This is a genomic window from Anabaena sp. CCY 0017 (assembly GCF_963920885.1).
Lineage (GTDB): Bacteria > Cyanobacteriota > Cyanobacteriia > Cyanobacteriales > Nostocaceae > Nodularia.
In genome coordinates this window covers 144,617-160,935 of record NZ_CAWUDG010000009.1, presented here as the reverse complement: position 1 = coordinate 160,935, position 16,319 = coordinate 144,617, and the positions used below count along the sequence as shown (strand labels likewise).

At 43.0% G+C, this 16,319-nt stretch carries 14 protein-coding genes and 1 tRNA gene; 9 read left to right on the top strand and 6 right to left on the bottom strand.

All coding sequences use genetic code 11. The features are described 5' to 3' along the window. Nucleotides 1–300 precede the first annotated feature (300 nt). Nucleotides 301–939, bottom strand: coding sequence for a chorismate lyase (locus tag ACM0OW_RS13615; RefSeq protein ID WP_414550631.1), 639 nt, complete (start codon nucleotides 937–939; stop codon nucleotides 301–303). Nucleotides 940–1,089: 150 nt separating this feature from the next. Beyond that, a tRNA-Leu gene (locus tag ACM0OW_RS13610) sits at nucleotides 1,090–1,170 on the bottom strand. Between the two features lie 492 nt (nucleotides 1,171–1,662). Between ACM0OW_RS13610 and accC the strand changes: the two genes are divergently transcribed. Further along, nucleotides 1,663–3,006: an acetyl-CoA carboxylase biotin carboxylase subunit gene (gene accC / locus ACM0OW_RS13605; protein ID WP_414550630.1), complete on the top strand. Its 1,344-nt coding sequence runs from the start codon at nucleotides 1,663–1,665 to the stop codon at nucleotides 3,004–3,006. 91 nt (nucleotides 3,007–3,097) lie between these two features. On the opposite strand, the gene ACM0OW_RS13600 is transcribed toward accC, so the two are convergent. Then, entirely contained in the window at nucleotides 3,098–3,391 is a 294-nt protein-coding gene (locus tag ACM0OW_RS13600; RefSeq protein WP_414550629.1) for a YggT family protein, read from the bottom strand. A gap of 206 nt (nucleotides 3,392–3,597) precedes the next feature. On the opposite strand from ACM0OW_RS13600, the gene psbX reads away from it, so the two are divergent. The 4 genes from psbX to ACM0OW_RS13580 all read left to right on the top strand — a co-directional run bounded on the left by psbX (nucleotide 3,598) and on the right by ACM0OW_RS13580 (nucleotide 6,271). Beyond that, nucleotides 3,598–3,717: a photosystem II reaction center X protein gene (gene psbX, locus ACM0OW_RS13595; protein WP_006194277.1), complete on the top strand. Its 120-nt coding sequence runs from the start codon at nucleotides 3,598–3,600 to the stop codon at nucleotides 3,715–3,717. Nucleotides 3,718–4,009: 292 nt separating this feature from the next. Further along, nucleotides 4,010–4,918: a Ycf66 family protein gene (locus tag ACM0OW_RS13590; RefSeq protein ID WP_414550628.1), complete on the top strand. Its 909-nt coding sequence runs from the start codon at nucleotides 4,010–4,012 to the stop codon at nucleotides 4,916–4,918. A 47-nt stretch (nucleotides 4,919–4,965) separates the two neighbouring features. Next, on the top strand, nucleotides 4,966–5,517 hold the full coding sequence (locus tag ACM0OW_RS13585; RefSeq protein WP_414550627.1) for a TolB family protein: 552 nt from the start codon (nucleotides 4,966–4,968) through the stop codon (nucleotides 5,515–5,517). Nucleotides 5,518–5,740: 223 nt separating this feature from the next. Beyond that, the gene (locus ACM0OW_RS13580; protein WP_414550626.1) at nucleotides 5,741–6,271 is read left to right on the top strand and encodes a TolB family protein; all 531 of its coding nucleotides are present in this window, start codon (nucleotides 5,741–5,743) and stop codon (nucleotides 6,269–6,271) included. An 88-nt stretch (nucleotides 6,272–6,359) separates the two neighbouring features. Here the strand turns inward: ACM0OW_RS13580 and ACM0OW_RS13575 are convergent, their stop codons facing one another. Further along, the gene (locus ACM0OW_RS13575) at nucleotides 6,360–7,358 is read right to left on the bottom strand and encodes a succinate dehydrogenase/fumarate reductase iron-sulfur subunit (RefSeq protein WP_414550625.1); all 999 of its coding nucleotides are present in this window, start codon (nucleotides 7,356–7,358) and stop codon (nucleotides 6,360–6,362) included. Between the two features lie 1,393 nt (nucleotides 7,359–8,751). Between ACM0OW_RS13575 and ACM0OW_RS13570 the strand changes: the two genes are divergently transcribed. After that, a complete protein-coding gene (locus ACM0OW_RS13570) occupies nucleotides 8,752–9,183 on the top strand; it encodes an AbrB family transcriptional regulator (RefSeq protein WP_414550624.1) in 432 nt (143 codons plus the stop codon). 183 nt (nucleotides 9,184–9,366) lie between these two features. Further along, complete coding sequence (locus ACM0OW_RS13565) at nucleotides 9,367–10,203, top strand: lysostaphin resistance A-like protein (RefSeq protein ID WP_414550660.1); 837 nt, start codon at nucleotides 9,367–9,369, stop codon at nucleotides 10,201–10,203. 98 nt (nucleotides 10,204–10,301) lie between these two features. Here ACM0OW_RS13565 and ACM0OW_RS13560 read toward each other — a convergent pair whose 3' ends face one another. Together ACM0OW_RS13560 and ACM0OW_RS13555 are read right to left on the bottom strand one after the other, a co-directional pair. Next, nucleotides 10,302–11,255, bottom strand: a complete 954-nt coding sequence (locus ACM0OW_RS13560) for a heme o synthase (RefSeq protein ID WP_414550623.1) — start codon at nucleotides 11,253–11,255, stop codon at nucleotides 10,302–10,304. Between the two features lie 506 nt (nucleotides 11,256–11,761). After that, nucleotides 11,762–12,745: a COX15/CtaA family protein gene (locus ACM0OW_RS13555; protein WP_414550622.1), complete on the bottom strand. Its 984-nt coding sequence runs from the start codon at nucleotides 12,743–12,745 to the stop codon at nucleotides 11,762–11,764. 415 nt (nucleotides 12,746–13,160) lie between these two features. Between ACM0OW_RS13555 and ACM0OW_RS13550 the strand changes: the two genes are divergently transcribed. Together ACM0OW_RS13550 and ctaD are read left to right on the top strand one after the other, a co-directional pair. Then, nucleotides 13,161–14,255, top strand: a complete 1,095-nt coding sequence (locus ACM0OW_RS13550) for a cytochrome c oxidase subunit II (protein WP_414550621.1) — start codon at nucleotides 13,161–13,163, stop codon at nucleotides 14,253–14,255. A gap of 169 nt (nucleotides 14,256–14,424) precedes the next feature. Then, nucleotides 14,425–16,119 carry a cytochrome c oxidase subunit I gene (ctaD, locus tag ACM0OW_RS13545; protein ID WP_414550620.1) on the top strand — a complete coding sequence of 565 codons (1,695 nt, stop codon included), beginning with the start codon at nucleotides 14,425–14,427 and terminating at the stop codon, nucleotides 16,117–16,119. Nucleotides 16,120–16,319: the final 200 nt, after the last annotated feature.

Genomic DNA, 16,319 nt, shown 5'->3' with positions numbered 1-16,319 from the left:
TTGTTAAATTGAGCAGACAAGTTTTCTAGGATAGTTACTTTATGGATAAATTCCTTCAATATACATCCATGACTCCCAGCACTTTGAGAGTATAACTAACTTTAAAAACCTGCAACCGATGACGATGGTAGTTTTTGCACTCTACTGGCGTGGCAAGCTTAAAATGTTGCAAAAAATTGTAGGTTGGGTTGACGTTAGGAAACCCAACATTATTGGTTGCGTTGGGTTGCGCTGCGCTTAACCAACCTACATCTGTACTCTACTGACACGATCTTTAGCCGTTGTTGTCTTTAACTAATACTAAGTAGCTTGATCTTTTCCATTGGCGGCAGTCAAGTTTGTAGCACCCAAATACTTAGTTAAATAAGGCGAAAAAACTTCATATATTAAAGTTAAAGGCTTTCCATGATGCCAAAACAAATAATGACGACCCCAAAAAGGCCCAGACACCTCAAAACCTGACTCTAGTGCATCTGAATAGCCGTAGTAAATTCCTTGAATATCCCGATATAACTCTGTACGAATGCGAGCTAAACTAGCCCAAATTGGTAGGGAACGATTTTGCAAAAATTCATCTATATGACTAGCTTCCCACCATGAAGTGGCGTAACCTAATCGCTGTCCTGAAGCAGTACGTAACCATACCTGTCGCCGCAGTCTTGGCCCTGGTACAGCTTGAATTAAGTCGGGGGCATGATCTGAGTTCATGCCAATCAACGACATATCAATCACATCCACCTCTGTCGGTTCTCCCGTGAGTAATTGTAAATGTCTTGTAGGCGAGCCGTCACCTAAAAGTAACAATTGCCACGCTGGTGCTAACTGTGAGTGAGGCAAACTTTTTTGGATAACTTCCTCTCCACCTTGCCAAATCGGAGCGAGGCGATGCCATGCTGTTGGCAATGTTGAATTGTTTGTGCTTGTAAAAGTTGCAGTCAATGTTCTTTACAAAAGTTCACCTATCTCTATCAAAGCACAAAAATTTTGCTTTCAATAGCAAGCTCACAAGTACAGAGATAATTTTTGACCCAGAAATTGTAAAAGGACGCATCGCTGCGTCCTTTCTACTCAAAACTAAACACATAAAAATGCGGATGGCGAGACTCGAACTCGCAAGGCAAAGCCACACGCACCTCAAGCGTGCGCGTATACCAATTCCGCCACATCCGCGCTGATTGTCCAGAAATAAAGCATAGCACAAAAAAATAAAACTAGTGAGAAAATACTGAGATTTAGCAAAAATTCCTAAAAATTTAAGTGGAAGTGAAAACAAATCCTTGAAATAAGGATATATTACCCACAAAAATATAGTGGCTTTACAAGTCAGATGCAAACCATCCTCAAAAAAGCCTAATTCGGCAAACTGGCTCCAGACTAGCAAATGCAATATTGTTAATCTAGTTAAGATCCTTCACTAATAGGGTGTTGGGGGTAGGGTGTAGGGTGTAGGGAAGACGGTATCGGTCTGGAACCCATACCAATACAATCGTCTTGAGAAAACGGGGCTTGCTTGGTCAAGACACCGAAGCCTCATCCTCTTTAAACTCTGCTCAGGATGAGGCGAGAAAAACTCCTGTGATAATTTGAGATAAAGCGAAAGCATTGTGGCAAACGGGATGGGAGACAATGACTATCTAGTGGTACTAATATCAAAGCTAAAAAATGAAGTTTGACAAAATATTAATTGCCAATCGGGGAGAAATCGCCCTTCGCATTCTCCGAGCCTGTGAAGAAATGGGCATTGCGACCGTTGCGGTTCACTCCACCGTTGACCGGAATGCTCTGCACGTCCAACTTGCCGATGAAGCCGTTTGCATTGGCGAGCCTGCTAGCAGTAAAAGTTATTTAAATATTCCTAATATTATTGCTGCTGCTCTGACTCGCAACGCCAGCGCAATTCATCCTGGTTATGGATTTTTATCAGAAAATGCCCGATTTGCCGAAATCTGTGCCGACCATCATATTGCCTTTATTGGCCCCACACCTGAAGCTATCCGGCTGATGGGGGATAAATCCACAGCCAAAGAAACGATGCAAAAAGCTTTGGTTCCCACAGTACCCGGTAGTGATGGCTTGGTAGAATCCGAACAAGAAGGATTATTAATCGCCAAGGATATGGATTATCCGGTGATGATTAAAGCCACAGCTGGCGGCGGCGGCAGGGGAATGCGTTTAGTGCGTTCTGAAAGCGAATTTGTCAAACTTTTCTTAGCAGCCCAAGGTGAAGCGGGAGCAGCCTTTGGCAATTCTGGCGTTTATGTAGAAAAATTTATTGAACGTCCCCGCCATATTGAATTTCAAATTTTGGCTGATAATTACGGTAACGTGATCCATTTGGGTGAACGGGACTGCTCAATTCAGCGCCGCAATCAAAAGTTACTAGAAGAAGCTCCTAGTGCGGCACTTGACCCAGAACTACGAGAAAAAATGGGACAAGCTGCTGTGAGAGCTGCTCAATTTATTAACTTTACTGGGGCTGGCACAGTGGAGTTTCTTCTAGATAGGTCTGGTAAGTTCTACTTTATGGAAATGAACACCAGGATTCAAGTTGAGCATCCTGTGACAGAGATGGTTACAGGAATAGACTTAGTTGCTGAACAAATCCGGATTGCCCAAGGAGAAAGACTGAAGATTACTCAGGATCAAGTAGTCTTGCGGGGTCATGCTATTGAATGCCGGATTAACGCTGAAGACCCAGACCACGATTTTCGACCCGCACCGGGACGTATTAGTGGCTATCTTCCCCCTGGTGGCCCTGGTGTCCGCATTGATTCCCATGTTTATACCGATTACCAAATCCCCCCTTATTATGATTCTCTGATTGGTAAATTAATCGTTTGGGGGCCAGACCGCGCCACTGCAATTAACCGCATGAAACGCGCACTGCGAGAGTGTGCCATTACTGGACTTCCTACTACCATTGGATTTCACCAAAAGATTATGGAAAACCCCCAATTTTTACAAGGTAATGTCTACACCAATTTTGTGCAGGAAATGAAACTTTAGGAAGCTTGTACGGGCGGGTTTAGGAATATACTCATTCATGTTGAATGATATCTGTAAACCCGCCCCTACTTGTTCTCAGTCCCTCACCTCTCTAATTCAAACGACTCATCATGGTGATTAGTCCTTGCTGACCAAGGAGAATTTCCCTGATCAGGCTGAAAATGCCCACCCAAATAATGGGGGTAATATCTACCCCTCCTATTGGTTGTATTAGCTTTCGCATTGGCACTAAAAAGGGTTCAGTCGGCCAAGCTATGAGGTTAAAGGGCAAACGATTCATGTCTACTTGTGGATACCAAGTTAGAATGATGCGGAAAATAAACAAAAATATCATCAGTCCCAACACAGGGCCGAGAATCCAGACAGTCAGGTTAACACCAGTCATCAGTTTGAGCTACTATTTGTGAACTTAGAAAGAATTTAGGCGATCGCCAGCAAATTGGCAGCTTTTTTAAATATTCTTTCTTTAATTTTAACCAATTGAACCAACCACACCTTCTTGTAGAGACGCGATTCATCGCGTCTCATCACTTTTTTTGCAAGACACCATATTAGAATTATGATGAAGTGTGTAAAAAAAGGTTTAGAAATATGACCCCTTCATTAGCAAATTTTCTTTGGAGCCTACTCTGGGGTGGTTTGATTGTAGTCGTCCCCGCTACAGTTGGGCTGATTTTCATTAGCCAAAAAGATAAAATCCAGCGTTCATAATGCTTTTGAGAGTCCATTGGACTCTCATTTCTCACCGATTGTCTGTCAGCTATGTTAGTTAAAACTCATTTAAAGCAGTTTACCTAATTGCACTAAATGCAAAAAGTCCTCCCATTGAGGACAAGGTATACTTAGTTGACAGACATCGGCTTTTTTGCTGGCGGTGAATAGCTTGAGAAGCTCTCTTTACCAAAGGCTTTGCCGATTAAATATATTGTGCATATTGTGTCTGATTAGAGTAGTGATTTTAATTGTGACTCGTTAACATAGATTTGATATTTGGAAAAGAACAATGGTAAATTTTGGGCTGAACTCAGCCAGCGTTCTGGCTCAGGTCAATTTTGGGACGAACTCAGCCAGTATTCTAGGAATTTTCCTGGCTGTGTCTGGGGCAGCACTGTATTTTCTTCGCACTGTGCGTCCAGAACTGTCACGAGATCAAGATATCTTTTTTGCAGCTGTGGGCTTACTCTGCGGCTTTATTCTCATTTTCCAAGGATGGCGTTTAGACCCAATTCTGCAATTTAATCAGCTGCTTTTAGTTGGTTCAACTGTATTTTTTGCGGTTGAAAGTATTCGTTTGCGAGGTATCGCTACTCAACAAGCTAAACGTAATACTCCCATTGTGGACGACGAGCGAGAGGTCAGCAGAAACTATTCCTACAATCGCAGGGGATATGAGGCTGAGGTGGAGGATGATCTAGAACCACTACCTTATGAAGAGGAAGAACCACCTGTACGTCCTCGGATTCGGGGTAGTAGGGATACTCGTTCTTCTCGTGATGACTACTATGAGGAGCAACCCCCACGTCGTCCAGAACGCCGCAGTAGTAGGGAAAGACCAGAAACAGGAGCAAAAAGCCGTCGTCCTAGTTCTAGCCGTCCTGTGAGCCGTAATCCTGAGAGTTTTGAACAAGAAGATTGGAGTGGTTCTAGTAGACCAGTTGATGATTGGGAAAATCCAGAACCGGAAGTGAGAAAATCTTCTCGTCGTAGCACTAATAGACCACCACGCCCAGATATTCCAGACCAGGATATCCCGCCCAGAACCAGAAAGCGCCGCCCACCGGCTGACTCAAGTTCTCGGAGACCGCGTGAGGATGATGATGCTATACCAACTGAATACGTACCATATAACCCGATTGAAAAACCCAGTCAGGAGCCAGATAATTCAAATGACTTTGATGATGGTATGATTTAGCACTTTTGAGTGAGAATTAGGTCTGAAGGCGATGGAAAACAATTGAGGTGAAAAGACTTACGCCTAGATGTTGGCTCCAAAAACCAATTCATTGGAGCCTGGTTTTTAGCTTTGCTAGTTTATTGTTATCTTGTAGTTCTAACGAAATACCCATAGGGTCTATTTCTCTCAACAGCCGCTACACTGAAGAGCAACCAGCGTTAAGTGGAAATGGGCGCTTTTTAGCGTTTATATCGAATCGCAATGGTAGTCACCAATTGTTGATCTATGACTTGAATGAACAACGCTTGGTTCGTACTCCAGGTTTAAATAGACCCCAGACAATTACTGAAAGTCCGAGTTTGAGTTACACGGGGCGTTATATTGCTTATCTTACAAGTGAGCAAGGTAGACCTGTGGTGGCACTTTACGATCGCGCTACGCAAAAGTCACAAATTATTACTCCCACTTATCGCGGCTGGGTAAGAAATCCGGGAATTAGCCCAGATGGACGTTATGTTGTCTTTGAAACCGCTAGCCGTGGTCAGTGGGATATTGAAGTTTTAGACAGGGGACCGAATATTGAGTTAGATATTCCCAGTGGTGCAAGTGTCAATTAATTTTTTCCTTTTGTAGAGACGCGATTTATCGCGTCTGCTATTTACAGCGATTTTCACCTAAATGAACCACATTTTTATATCTCACGCAAAGGCGCAAAGGAAGAAAGAAATTCGGCAGACTTATGGCTACACACACCTACTTATCGCCAAGAAATGGTATTAGTTATAAGTTGTTGGTCTTATGACCATTGACTAATGACTAATGACTAATGACCATTGAGTAATGACTAATCAAACTATTTTTATATCTATATTTGTTGCGAGCTTAAGCTTATTGGGTGGCTGTGTTGGTTATCCTCGCCTAGCAAATTATCCTTTTGATCCTGGTGGTCGGAGTCTTAATAGTCCAGCTTCGGAACTAAATCCCCAAATTTCTGGAAGATATATTGTTTTTACAAGCGATCGCCGGGGTAGTCAAGATGTTTATATGTTTGATACGCTGACTCGCAGTTTGGTAGATTTACCCGGTTTAAATGCTTTAGATACCATCGCCTCTCATCCTAGTGTGGCTGAAAATGGTCGATATGTCGTTTTTGCGGCTAGTCGTCAGGGGCGATCTACTATTTTTCTCTATGACCGAGAAACCAGACAATCCAGAAATTTAACCAATAACTTACAAGCCGAGGTCCGCAACCCCACTATTAGCGCTGATGGTCGGAGGATTGCGTTTGAGTATAGTAACAATGGGCAATGGGATGTTTTAGTTTATGAACCATCTGGAGAAAGGTTAAATATAGCTCAAGATCCCCGTTAGATCTGAGAAGCACGGGCGGGTTTATGAAGAATTTCGACATAGCACAGACTAACCGCTTCAACCCGCCCTTACCTACTCCCCTACTCCCCTACTCAGCACTGTCTTGTACAGATTCGATGAGCGATCGCACTTGTTGAGTACCTTGAGACGGTTCAAAGGAAAGTGGGAATTTACCCCGAACTATCATTCGTAGACCGAGAGGTGCAAGACTGAGTAATCCTTTTAAATCTTTAAAGTAGTTACCAACGACTTGGATACCAAATTGACGTTCATCGATCCAACCACCTTCTTTGACTAAATCTACTAATACTTTGCGGTGGCGAATTGAACGACTGTCTTTAGCTTCTTTGCGTTGGAGAATTTCCTGTTTAATTTTCGTAATTTGCTCTAATGGTGCTACTTCCATTGGACAAACTGAATCACAGTAAAAACAACGAGTACAACCCCAAACTCCTTTAGTTCCTTCGTTATAACTTTCTAAGCGATTTTCAGTTTCACTATCACGAGAGTCGGCTACCATGCGAAAGGCTTTAGCCAAAGCATGAGGGCCAACAAAATCTGGATTAACTTCACGGGCATTACATTCAGAGTAGCAAGCACCACACATAATACAATTGCCAGTCTGATCCAAACGCGATCGCTCCTGTGGTGTTTGTAAAAATTCCCTTTCTGGAACCTGTCGCGCTGCTGTACTGACATAGGGCGCAACTCCATCGAGATGATTCCAGAAACTACTCATGTCTACAACCAAATCTTTAATCACGGGCATATTACCCAGAGGAGCTATTGTAATTTCCCGAATAGTGTTGGCGTTATTCTCCAAAGCAGGAACTTGTGGTAATTTAGCCAGTTCACTACCCACATTTTCCTTACAAGCTAAAGCCGAACGCCCATTGATTCGCATAGCACAACTACCACAAATGGTGTTGCGACAATTTTTGCGAAAAGCGAGTGTCCCATCGTGTTCCCACTTAATTTGATTGAGGCAATCCAGGATTGTATTGCCAGAATCTACCTCTAAAAGGTAAGTTTGTACAACAGGAGAAGAATTTTGTTGCTGCCGAATGATCTTAAATAGAACTTCCATTATCACTAACCAAAATCTTAAAATTACATCACCAGCCTCAGAAATCTTGAGTAAAGGCTGCTGGTTACACAAATTGAGCTATACTCTTGTTGCCCTGTATTCCCAGCCCAGTGTTAATAGGCTGATAATTAAAGCGCAACTGATTCTAGTTTAAGGATAACCATTAAAATTTAATTTGAATAAGTGCTACAAGTGATATTATTGTCAAGCTCCAACACCAAACTTAAATCAGGTAATGGTGGCGGGAGTGTTTAACTGACTTGTTTGGCAGTACAACCACAAGTGAGTTGATCAGGAGAAAGAACGCCGTTCATTTCCTCCAGAGTAAAGATATCCCAACTAAATACAGTAATGTTTCTCAATATATCTTGATGCTAAGAGCAATGAGAGCTATTGCTGTGAAAAATCCCTGATCTAGTCGAAAAGGGGAGTTTTTTGTGAAGGTGGAAGTGCTAAACCTGTTGATAAACATCTGCTGACAATCAAGCATTTGGAAAATATGGGAAAATTTATTCTTCCCAAAGACAGACGTATATAATGGCTGTCCGCTTTTCGTCTTGTGAGCATAAAGCAGCAGGATAATCCTCGCTGAGTTTTGTCTGTACGAAATCAAGTAAATCTGGGATTTAACTCATTTGTCAAAACTGCTCGTCTAAATTTAGATTAATTTTTATAAAAGCCATGCTGCAATACTCACTAGAGCAATAAAGCATGAGGAAAATCCTCGCCGCTTTTTGCCTCTCCAAGGTTAGATATTTAGATTAAAGTCCATCTGCAAGTTAAATTCAAAACTAAACAATTATTTTGCTATTATTAGTTCATGCTAGTATTTAATATAAAATTAGGAAATAACAAATCCAGTACCAATCGCTGCATAAGCATGGTTAATGCTGCTTTGTTAATTCGTAATGTAGAGACAAGAAAATTCACGTCTCTACAGGCAGGACAAAGGTGTATGTCCATAAGCGCCTATTCAAATACTATGCTGTCCTAGGCTGGAGAGTCAGAGTAGGGAAAACCCAACAACTCAAGGGCAATAAAGGCCAGCACTGAAAGTTGAAAGCCTACAATTTATTGGGTCTACGACTTATTTGTAGTAGAACTCAAACCCATTGTGAAGGTGGCTGAAATTTACACCGCTACAGTAGCGTCAAAAGAGAAAATCAATTGATTTCTGATGGCGAGTAATGGTTAAAAGTGCCGTAAAATCACCTAAATTAATGTTGGTGGCCACCATGACCTTTAATTCGTTGTGGATGACCATAATATAGGCGCTGATAGCTCAACCTATAAACAGGAATTTATCCCCCACTTTAGGGTCATGAGTAGTCAAATACTGGCATGAGACAACTTTGTTTATCAGTTTGGAGAGAGTAAGGAAAATTTGAGCGTAATGACTGAAACCGCAACCGCACCATTAACTGGAAAAGCATTGCTTGCTAAGGTAAAAGAACTTTCTAATTTACCCCGCCGAGAAAGAGCCAAGCAATGTGGCTATTACACCGTTACTAAGAATAATCAGGTTCGTGTTAATCTCACGGATTTTTATGATGCTTTGCTATCGGCTAGAGGTATTCCCCTTAGTCCAGAAGCACCTAAAGATGGTCGTGGAAGAGAACCGACATATCGAGTCAGCGTTCACCAAAACGGTCAAATTGTGATTGGTGCTACCTACACTAAGGCAATGAACTTAAAGCCTGGTGATGAGTTTGAAATTAGACTGGGATATAAGCATATTCACTTGATTCAACTTGGTGAAACTGATAAGAAAGCCACCTCTGAAGATATCGAATCTGAAGAATCAGATGAAGATGTAGATGAATAAGAGTAAGTTTGCTGATGGTGAAGGCTTGATAACTCATTGCTAGCACTACAGCTAACGGCTAATTCTCTTGGCTGAAATTTTGTAAGATTGTAAAAATACGATTAGACCCCTTGCAGAAGTCACAGATTCTAGTAGAGTCTTGATTAATAAGCAAGCAGTCTATCGTGTTTTTTTGTGTCTATTTTGATAAACCTAGTCAATACATTACGAACATTTATAGAAAACGCATCAGTACCTGTGGTAGTGATCACATTTTTTATTAGCTGGATAGGATGTTGGTTGCCAATAGCAGCAGTAATAGCAATTACCCTAAATTGGCAACCTACCAAACCTTTACAGCCAGAGCAAAAATTACCCTTATTAGTGCCACTTTATCTATTAGCCCCCTTGGTTCTCTGGGGATTTATTTGGCTATCTCATAAATCTTTCTCAGATTACGGCTTTGTGGGTAATGTTTCCCTGCTGGGTTCCTTAGCACTTGGTTTTGGTTTGGGAGTATTCAGCCTAGCAATTATGTTTATCTGCCAATTCTGGCTAGGCTGGTGCTATTTGGAAAAATCAAATATTAAGTTGATCCCATCCATCTTGCCAACTATTTTATTGATAGCGTTGTTAGTTGGGGGTATAGAAGAGTTAGTTTTTCGGGGTTTCTTGTTCACTGAATTAGAGCGTGATTACCCATTCTGGGTAGCTGCGGCAATTTCTAGCTTAATTTTTGCCTTGCTGCATTTAGTCTGGGAACAACGGGAAACTAAACCTCAAATCCCTGGATTGTGGCTAATGGGAATGATGTTGGTGTTGGCTAGGATGGCTGATGGTGGTAGTTTGGGTATGGCTTGGGGATTACACGCGGCGTTAGTCTGGGCGATCGCTACTGTAGATACGGCAGAACTGATTACTTATACTGGTAAAGCTGGGGAATGGTGGACTGGTAAAAACAAAAAACCCCTAGCTGGGGCGGCGGGAATTATTTGTGTGTTGGGAACTGGGTTAATTCTTTGGTTTTTGTCGGAATATTAAAACTATATTCCATCAAAATTAATGATGGTGGGTTACGCTGTCGCTAACCCACCCTACGATTTTTGGGCGATTTATGTTTGGGAATTGCACCCCACTAATTAGCTGATGAAATGCAGCTGGCTGATAATTGTACTAATCAGATTATGGGTAATCGGGAGGCTATCAATTACCATACCCAAACACAACAGCATCATGTAGGAGATGGAATAGAGAAACAACTCTCTAGCTACAGTGCGATCCTCTGGGTTGTGTAACAAACGCCAAGATTTGTGGACAAATAATCCTCCCAGACTCACAGCGATCGCTCCATAGACAAATCCACTGGCGTGCAAGGGATAAACTAGTAAGATCGTCGCACCAACTGTCACCAGTGTGTAGTACCAAATTTGCTTGACGGTTGCCATATCACCCTCAACCACAGGTAACATCGGGATGCCAACCTTGGCGTAATCATCCCGAATCATCAGCGCTAGCGCCCAGAAATGGGGAGGTGTCCATAAAAAGACTATGGCAAAAATTAACCATGCTGCCCAGCTTAAAGTCCCTGTGACAGCAGCCCAACCCACTAAAGCCGGAATTGCTCCTGCGGCTCCACCAATGACAATATTTTGAGTGCTGTGGCGTTTCAACCAGTGGGTGTAGATCAAAATATAGAAGACAATGCCGGAGAATGCTAGACAAGCAGCCAGTAAATTTGCGAATACTGCTAGTAGTGTAAAAGACATCACAGCTAGAGCGATCGCAAAAATTAAGGCATCACGAGGCTGCACTTTACCCGAAGGGATTGGACGATGACGCGTCCGTTCCATATCATAGTCAATATCCCGATCATAGATACAGTTAATTGTCTGGGCGCTAGCAGCAGCCAAAGTACCACCAGTAAGAGTTACTAGCAGCAACAATGGGTCTACTTGTCCGTGTGCAGCAATCCACATACTTCCAGCCGTAGTAATCAACAGCAACGGGATAATCCGGGGCTTTGTGAGTTGATAGTAGCTTTGGATAACTTGGAGAAGTGTTTGGTGGTGGCGAGAGACATTAGTCTCAATCATTTTGGCTCTTGTTCCTTATTTTTCAACAACTTTTATGCGGCGGCGGCTCATACTGAGTTGACATTAAAAATAGTTACTGAGACTCAAGGAAGATGAGGAAGATGAGGAGAATGGGGAAGATGAAGAAGATTTAGACTTCGGCGTGAGCGCAGTCAATAGCTTGAGTGGTGTAACCATACGCACTCTGGTCTTCCCTTGCTCCCTCATATCCCCCGACTCAGACTGACTGGTAAAAGTCGAAACTTTTTTAGGGGCGCACGCGGTTTTGGTTTTTATGGTTTTACCACTTCTAGATGTTCGGGTTTGTTACTAGATGTGATGTCAAGTTCGTTTGACCACTAAATATAGCAGGGGGCAGGGGCAGGGAGCAGGCTTAAAACTCCTTAATTACAAGGGTTTTATGGGTTTTATGATCTGTTCTTGTCCTAAGCACCTTGCCGATTGCTATAACTAATAGCTAATTGCGATTAGTCATCAGTAAGCTCAAAAAACGAACCTGAATTAAGTTAGGCATTCGATCCATTTGCTGGTGTACTGGTAACAGTTGCTGTTGAACCAACAGGAAAAGCGTTTATTTCACGGGTCATAGCCCAGTCACGCAGCGCTAGAACTGTAAAAGCGACTAAAGTACCCAACAAAACCGCCCCGACAGTCTGGTGAGAAACTGTCAAAAGCTCGACTTGAAGATGTAACCGGAAGGTGGCAATTCCCAAGACTATTTGTAACAGCAATAACCCACCAGCCAAATTTGCCAGCCGCCGCAAAGTTGGATGCAGTGCTGGTGTCCGTCGGGAGATGAATACCACTGCCAAAGTAGCCACAGTTGGCGGTACTAAGCCAAAAATATGGCTATACATCACATTACAAAGCTGAGAATCGCCAAAGCATTGGTGTAAAGCCCAACGAGACCCTACCAAAGCACCGAGTATACTTTGCAGGTAAACAAAAATCACGGCACTTAAACCCAACCAAGGTAACTTACCAACAGTACCAGTTCCTTGATAGGGTGTGAGGGCGATGCCGACAATCAGTAGGGTAGTGAAAAACAATAGCGCCGTTCCCAAATGGGCGGTAACAATATCAAACCGCAACAGTTGAGTGACGGTCAGTCCTCCCAAAATACCTTGGAAGACAATTAAAAACAGGGCAAATGTGGATGCCCAAGGTAGCCAAGTAGGTAAAACACGCCGATGCCACCAGGATAAACCAGCCAAGGCGATCGCGCTTAAACCAATTAACCCGGCATCCAATCTGTGAAACCACTCCAAAAAAACTTGAAGATTCATTTGCTTGGCTGGTACCAGTTCCCCATAGCATAATGGCCAATCTGGGCAAGCCAGCCCAGCATTCATCACACGGGTGGCACTGCCTATGGCCATCAAAATCAAGGTGGCTATGCATATTTTCCACACCAAGCGACGAATTACTTCCTTGGGCTTTCGCTGCTCAGTTGCCGCTTCATTTTGTTGTTCTAGGACAAATTCATTCATGAACAGTACCTTCCACCCGTTCTTAGTGGTAACTCTCTTAAAATTTTCAATTTTTAGTAACGACCCATCTACACCCTAACGTATGAGCCAGAGTTTAAAAGATTGGCTTGCACTTATACTTTGGATCACTCCAGCTACTTTTAGCCGGAGCTTTAGGTATTTTTTAACGAGATAGCAATTGATAATTAATCATTAACTTTGCTAATCTAAATTCTTTCTTAAATTTTTTCACAGATTTCTACTGATTTATTTTTAGTCTTGGCAGTATCGAATAAATCTCTTGTACCCAAAATTAGTAACTTAGCCCGAAAAATTAATAAAATCTTAAAACCATGAGACTCCAGATTTTATTGCCTGCACTACCTTAGTAAGTGAGTAGCATAGAGATAACGTAGTAAATTCATTTAAGTAAACCGTGAACATTCCAAGTTCCATCTGGACATTAATAATTGGTGTCGTCCTAACGCTATTAAGCCTTTGGTACGGTCAAAATCACGGTCTGTTGCCAGTAGCCGCCACAGACGAAGCCGTTCTAGTGGATGGTCTGTTTAACACAATGATGATCGTTTCCACAGGTATATTCTTACTTGTCGAAGGTATTTTGATTTACTCTGCAATTAAATATCGGCGGCGCGCAGGTGATAACGAAGACGGGCCACCAATTGAGGGCAACGTGCCTTTAGAAATCCTCTGGACGGCGATCCCAGCAATTATCGTTCTTGGTATTTCTGTTTATAGCTTTGAAGTGTACAACGACATCGGCGGCTTTGATCCTCACTCTGTTCATGAAGCCCCGATTACTCAGGAATCCATGACAATGCGGGGAACCGCTCTCGCCGCAACTTTAAGCGATACCCCTCCCAGCACAGGCCCCAACCTGAATCAAGAAAAGTCGGATCAGGCTATGGAAGACCCAGCCACCGCAGCAGTCCGCAATGCTGACCAAATTCCCCAAAAACGCAATGCTCCTGGGGTGGGTAGTGTGGCTCCCACAATTGGGGGTAGTCCCGAAAGAGCAGGTTTACCACCAGAATTACGAGTTAATATCACTGGTTTACAATATGCGTGGATTTTCACCTATCCTGATACAGGCATAACTACAGGTGAGATGCACGTTCCCGTGGGTCGGGAAGTCCAAATTAACATGACCGCCAATGATGTTATCCATGCTTTTTGGGTTCCAGAATTCCGCTTGAAGCAAGATGCTATCCCCGGTAGACAAAGCGAAATTAGATTCACCCCCAGAATAGCTGGTACTTACGACCTGATTTGTGCTGAACTTTGTGGTCCTTACCACGGAGCGATGAGAAGCCAAATAGTGGTAGAAACCCAAGAAGCTTATGACGCTTGGATGCAAGAACAATTAGTTGCTAGCAGCGAAACACTTAATCAAGCCGTTGCTGTGAATCCTGCGGATTTATCCCCAGATGAATTTCTAACTCATTACACTAAGGACATGGGGATTCAACCAGAAATGTTACATCATATGCACCAAATGAGTGTGGAGTAAAAAGTGCTGCAAGTTGAGTTAGGGTTAATCTCTGACTAACCTGTATCAAGCATGACTGACAACAGAAATTCATGGTCATTCAGTCCAGAGCAACAACTAGGGAACACCAAAAAATTAATTTCCCTAATGACTAATGACCAATGACTAATGACTAATGACTAATTAACTTATGACACAAACTCAGTTAGAAAAAACTGCCAATATCCCGCCTCATATAGAAGAACCACAAGAAAGACATTGGCTAGACTTTTTTGGTTTCAGCACCGACCATAAGGTGATTGGGATTCAATATCTAGTTACTTCCTTTATTTTCTACTGTATTGGCGGCGTGATGGCTGACTTGGTGCGAACAGAACTACGCACCCCGGAAGTAGATTTTGTTACTCCAGAAATTTATAACAGTTTATTTACACTGCACGCCACAATCATGATTTTTTTGTGGATTGTGCCAGCCGGGGCAGGATTTGCTAATTATCTGATTCCCCTGATGATTGGGGCGAGAGATATGGCATTTCCGCGCTTGAATGCTGTGGCTTTTTGGATGATCCCCCCGGCTGGTGTGTTGCTCATCGCTAGTTTAGCTCTGGGTGATGCGCCTGATGCTGGTTGGACTTCCTACCCTCCTTTGAGCTTGGTAACAGGTCAAGTGGGTGAGGGGATTTGGATTATGAGTGTCCTGCTGTTAGGTACATCGTCGATTTTGGGAGCGATTAACTTTTTAGTTACAATTCTCAAAATGCGTGTCCCTAGTATGGGTGTTCATCAAATGCCTTTGTTTTGCTGGTCGATGTTGGCAACTTCGGCGTTGGTGTTGCTATCTACACCAGTTTTAGCAGGGGCGCTGATTCTGTTGGGCTTTGACTTGTTAGCAGGAACAACATTTTTTAACCCCACTGGTGGGGGTGATCCGGTGGTTTACCAGCATATGTTCTGGTTCTATTCCCACCCGGCGGTCTATATCATGATTTTGCCGTTCTTTGGGGCAATTTCGGAAATTCTGCCAGTTCATGCCCGTAAGCCGATTTTTGGTTATAAGGCGATCGCCTATTCATCTCTAGCAATTAGTTTCTTAGGGCTAATCGTCTGGGCGCACCATATGTTTACCAGTGGTGTCCCCGGTTGGTTACGAATGTTTTTTATGATCACCACCATGATCATTGCTGTACCCACGGGAATTAAAATTTTTGGTTGGTTAGCAACTATCTGGGGTGGCAAAATCAGCCTGAATAGTCCGATGATATTTGCGATGGGCTTTTTAAGTACCTTCGTAATTGGCGGGATCAGTGGTGTAATGTTAGCCGCAGTCCCCTTTGATATTCACGTTCATGATACATATTTTGTAGTAGCACACTTGCACTACGTCCTGTTTGGTGGTAGTGTCTTAGGAATTTTTGCTGCTATTTACCACTGGTTCCCGAAAATGACCGGACGGATGATGAACGAATTTTGGGGCAAAGTTCATGCTGTGTTAACCATTGTCGGCCTGAATATGACCTTCTTACCCATGCACAAGCTAGGGTTAATGGGAATGAACCGCAGAATTGCTCAGTATGACCCTAAATTCACTTCATTGAATGAAATCTGCACCTACGGATCATATCTTTTGGCGATTTCGACATTACCCTTTATCATCAATGCTGTTTGGAGTTGGTGGTATGGCGAAAAAGCTGGTGATAATCCTTGGCGGGGACTCACCCTAGAATGGATGACTACCTCACCACCAGCCATTGAGAATTTTGATCCACTCCCGGTATTAGCTACTGGCCCTTACGACTATGGCGTAAGTAACAAAGAAGTGGATATTCAGGAGGTTTTAAATATCGAACCTGGTGAACCATACCCAACTATTGAGTCTGGCGTTTAAGAGGGAGTAGGGGGAATAAGAGGCAGGGGCGCAGGGGGCAGGGTGCAGGGGGAAAGAGGTGTCCCAGAATCCCTAATCCCTAATCCCTAATCCCTAATCCCCAGTAGGGGCGGGTTTACAAATATCATTCAATATCAACGACGATATGACTAAACCCGCCCCTACCAACCAATCTCCAGTTCCCAATCCCCAATTCCCAA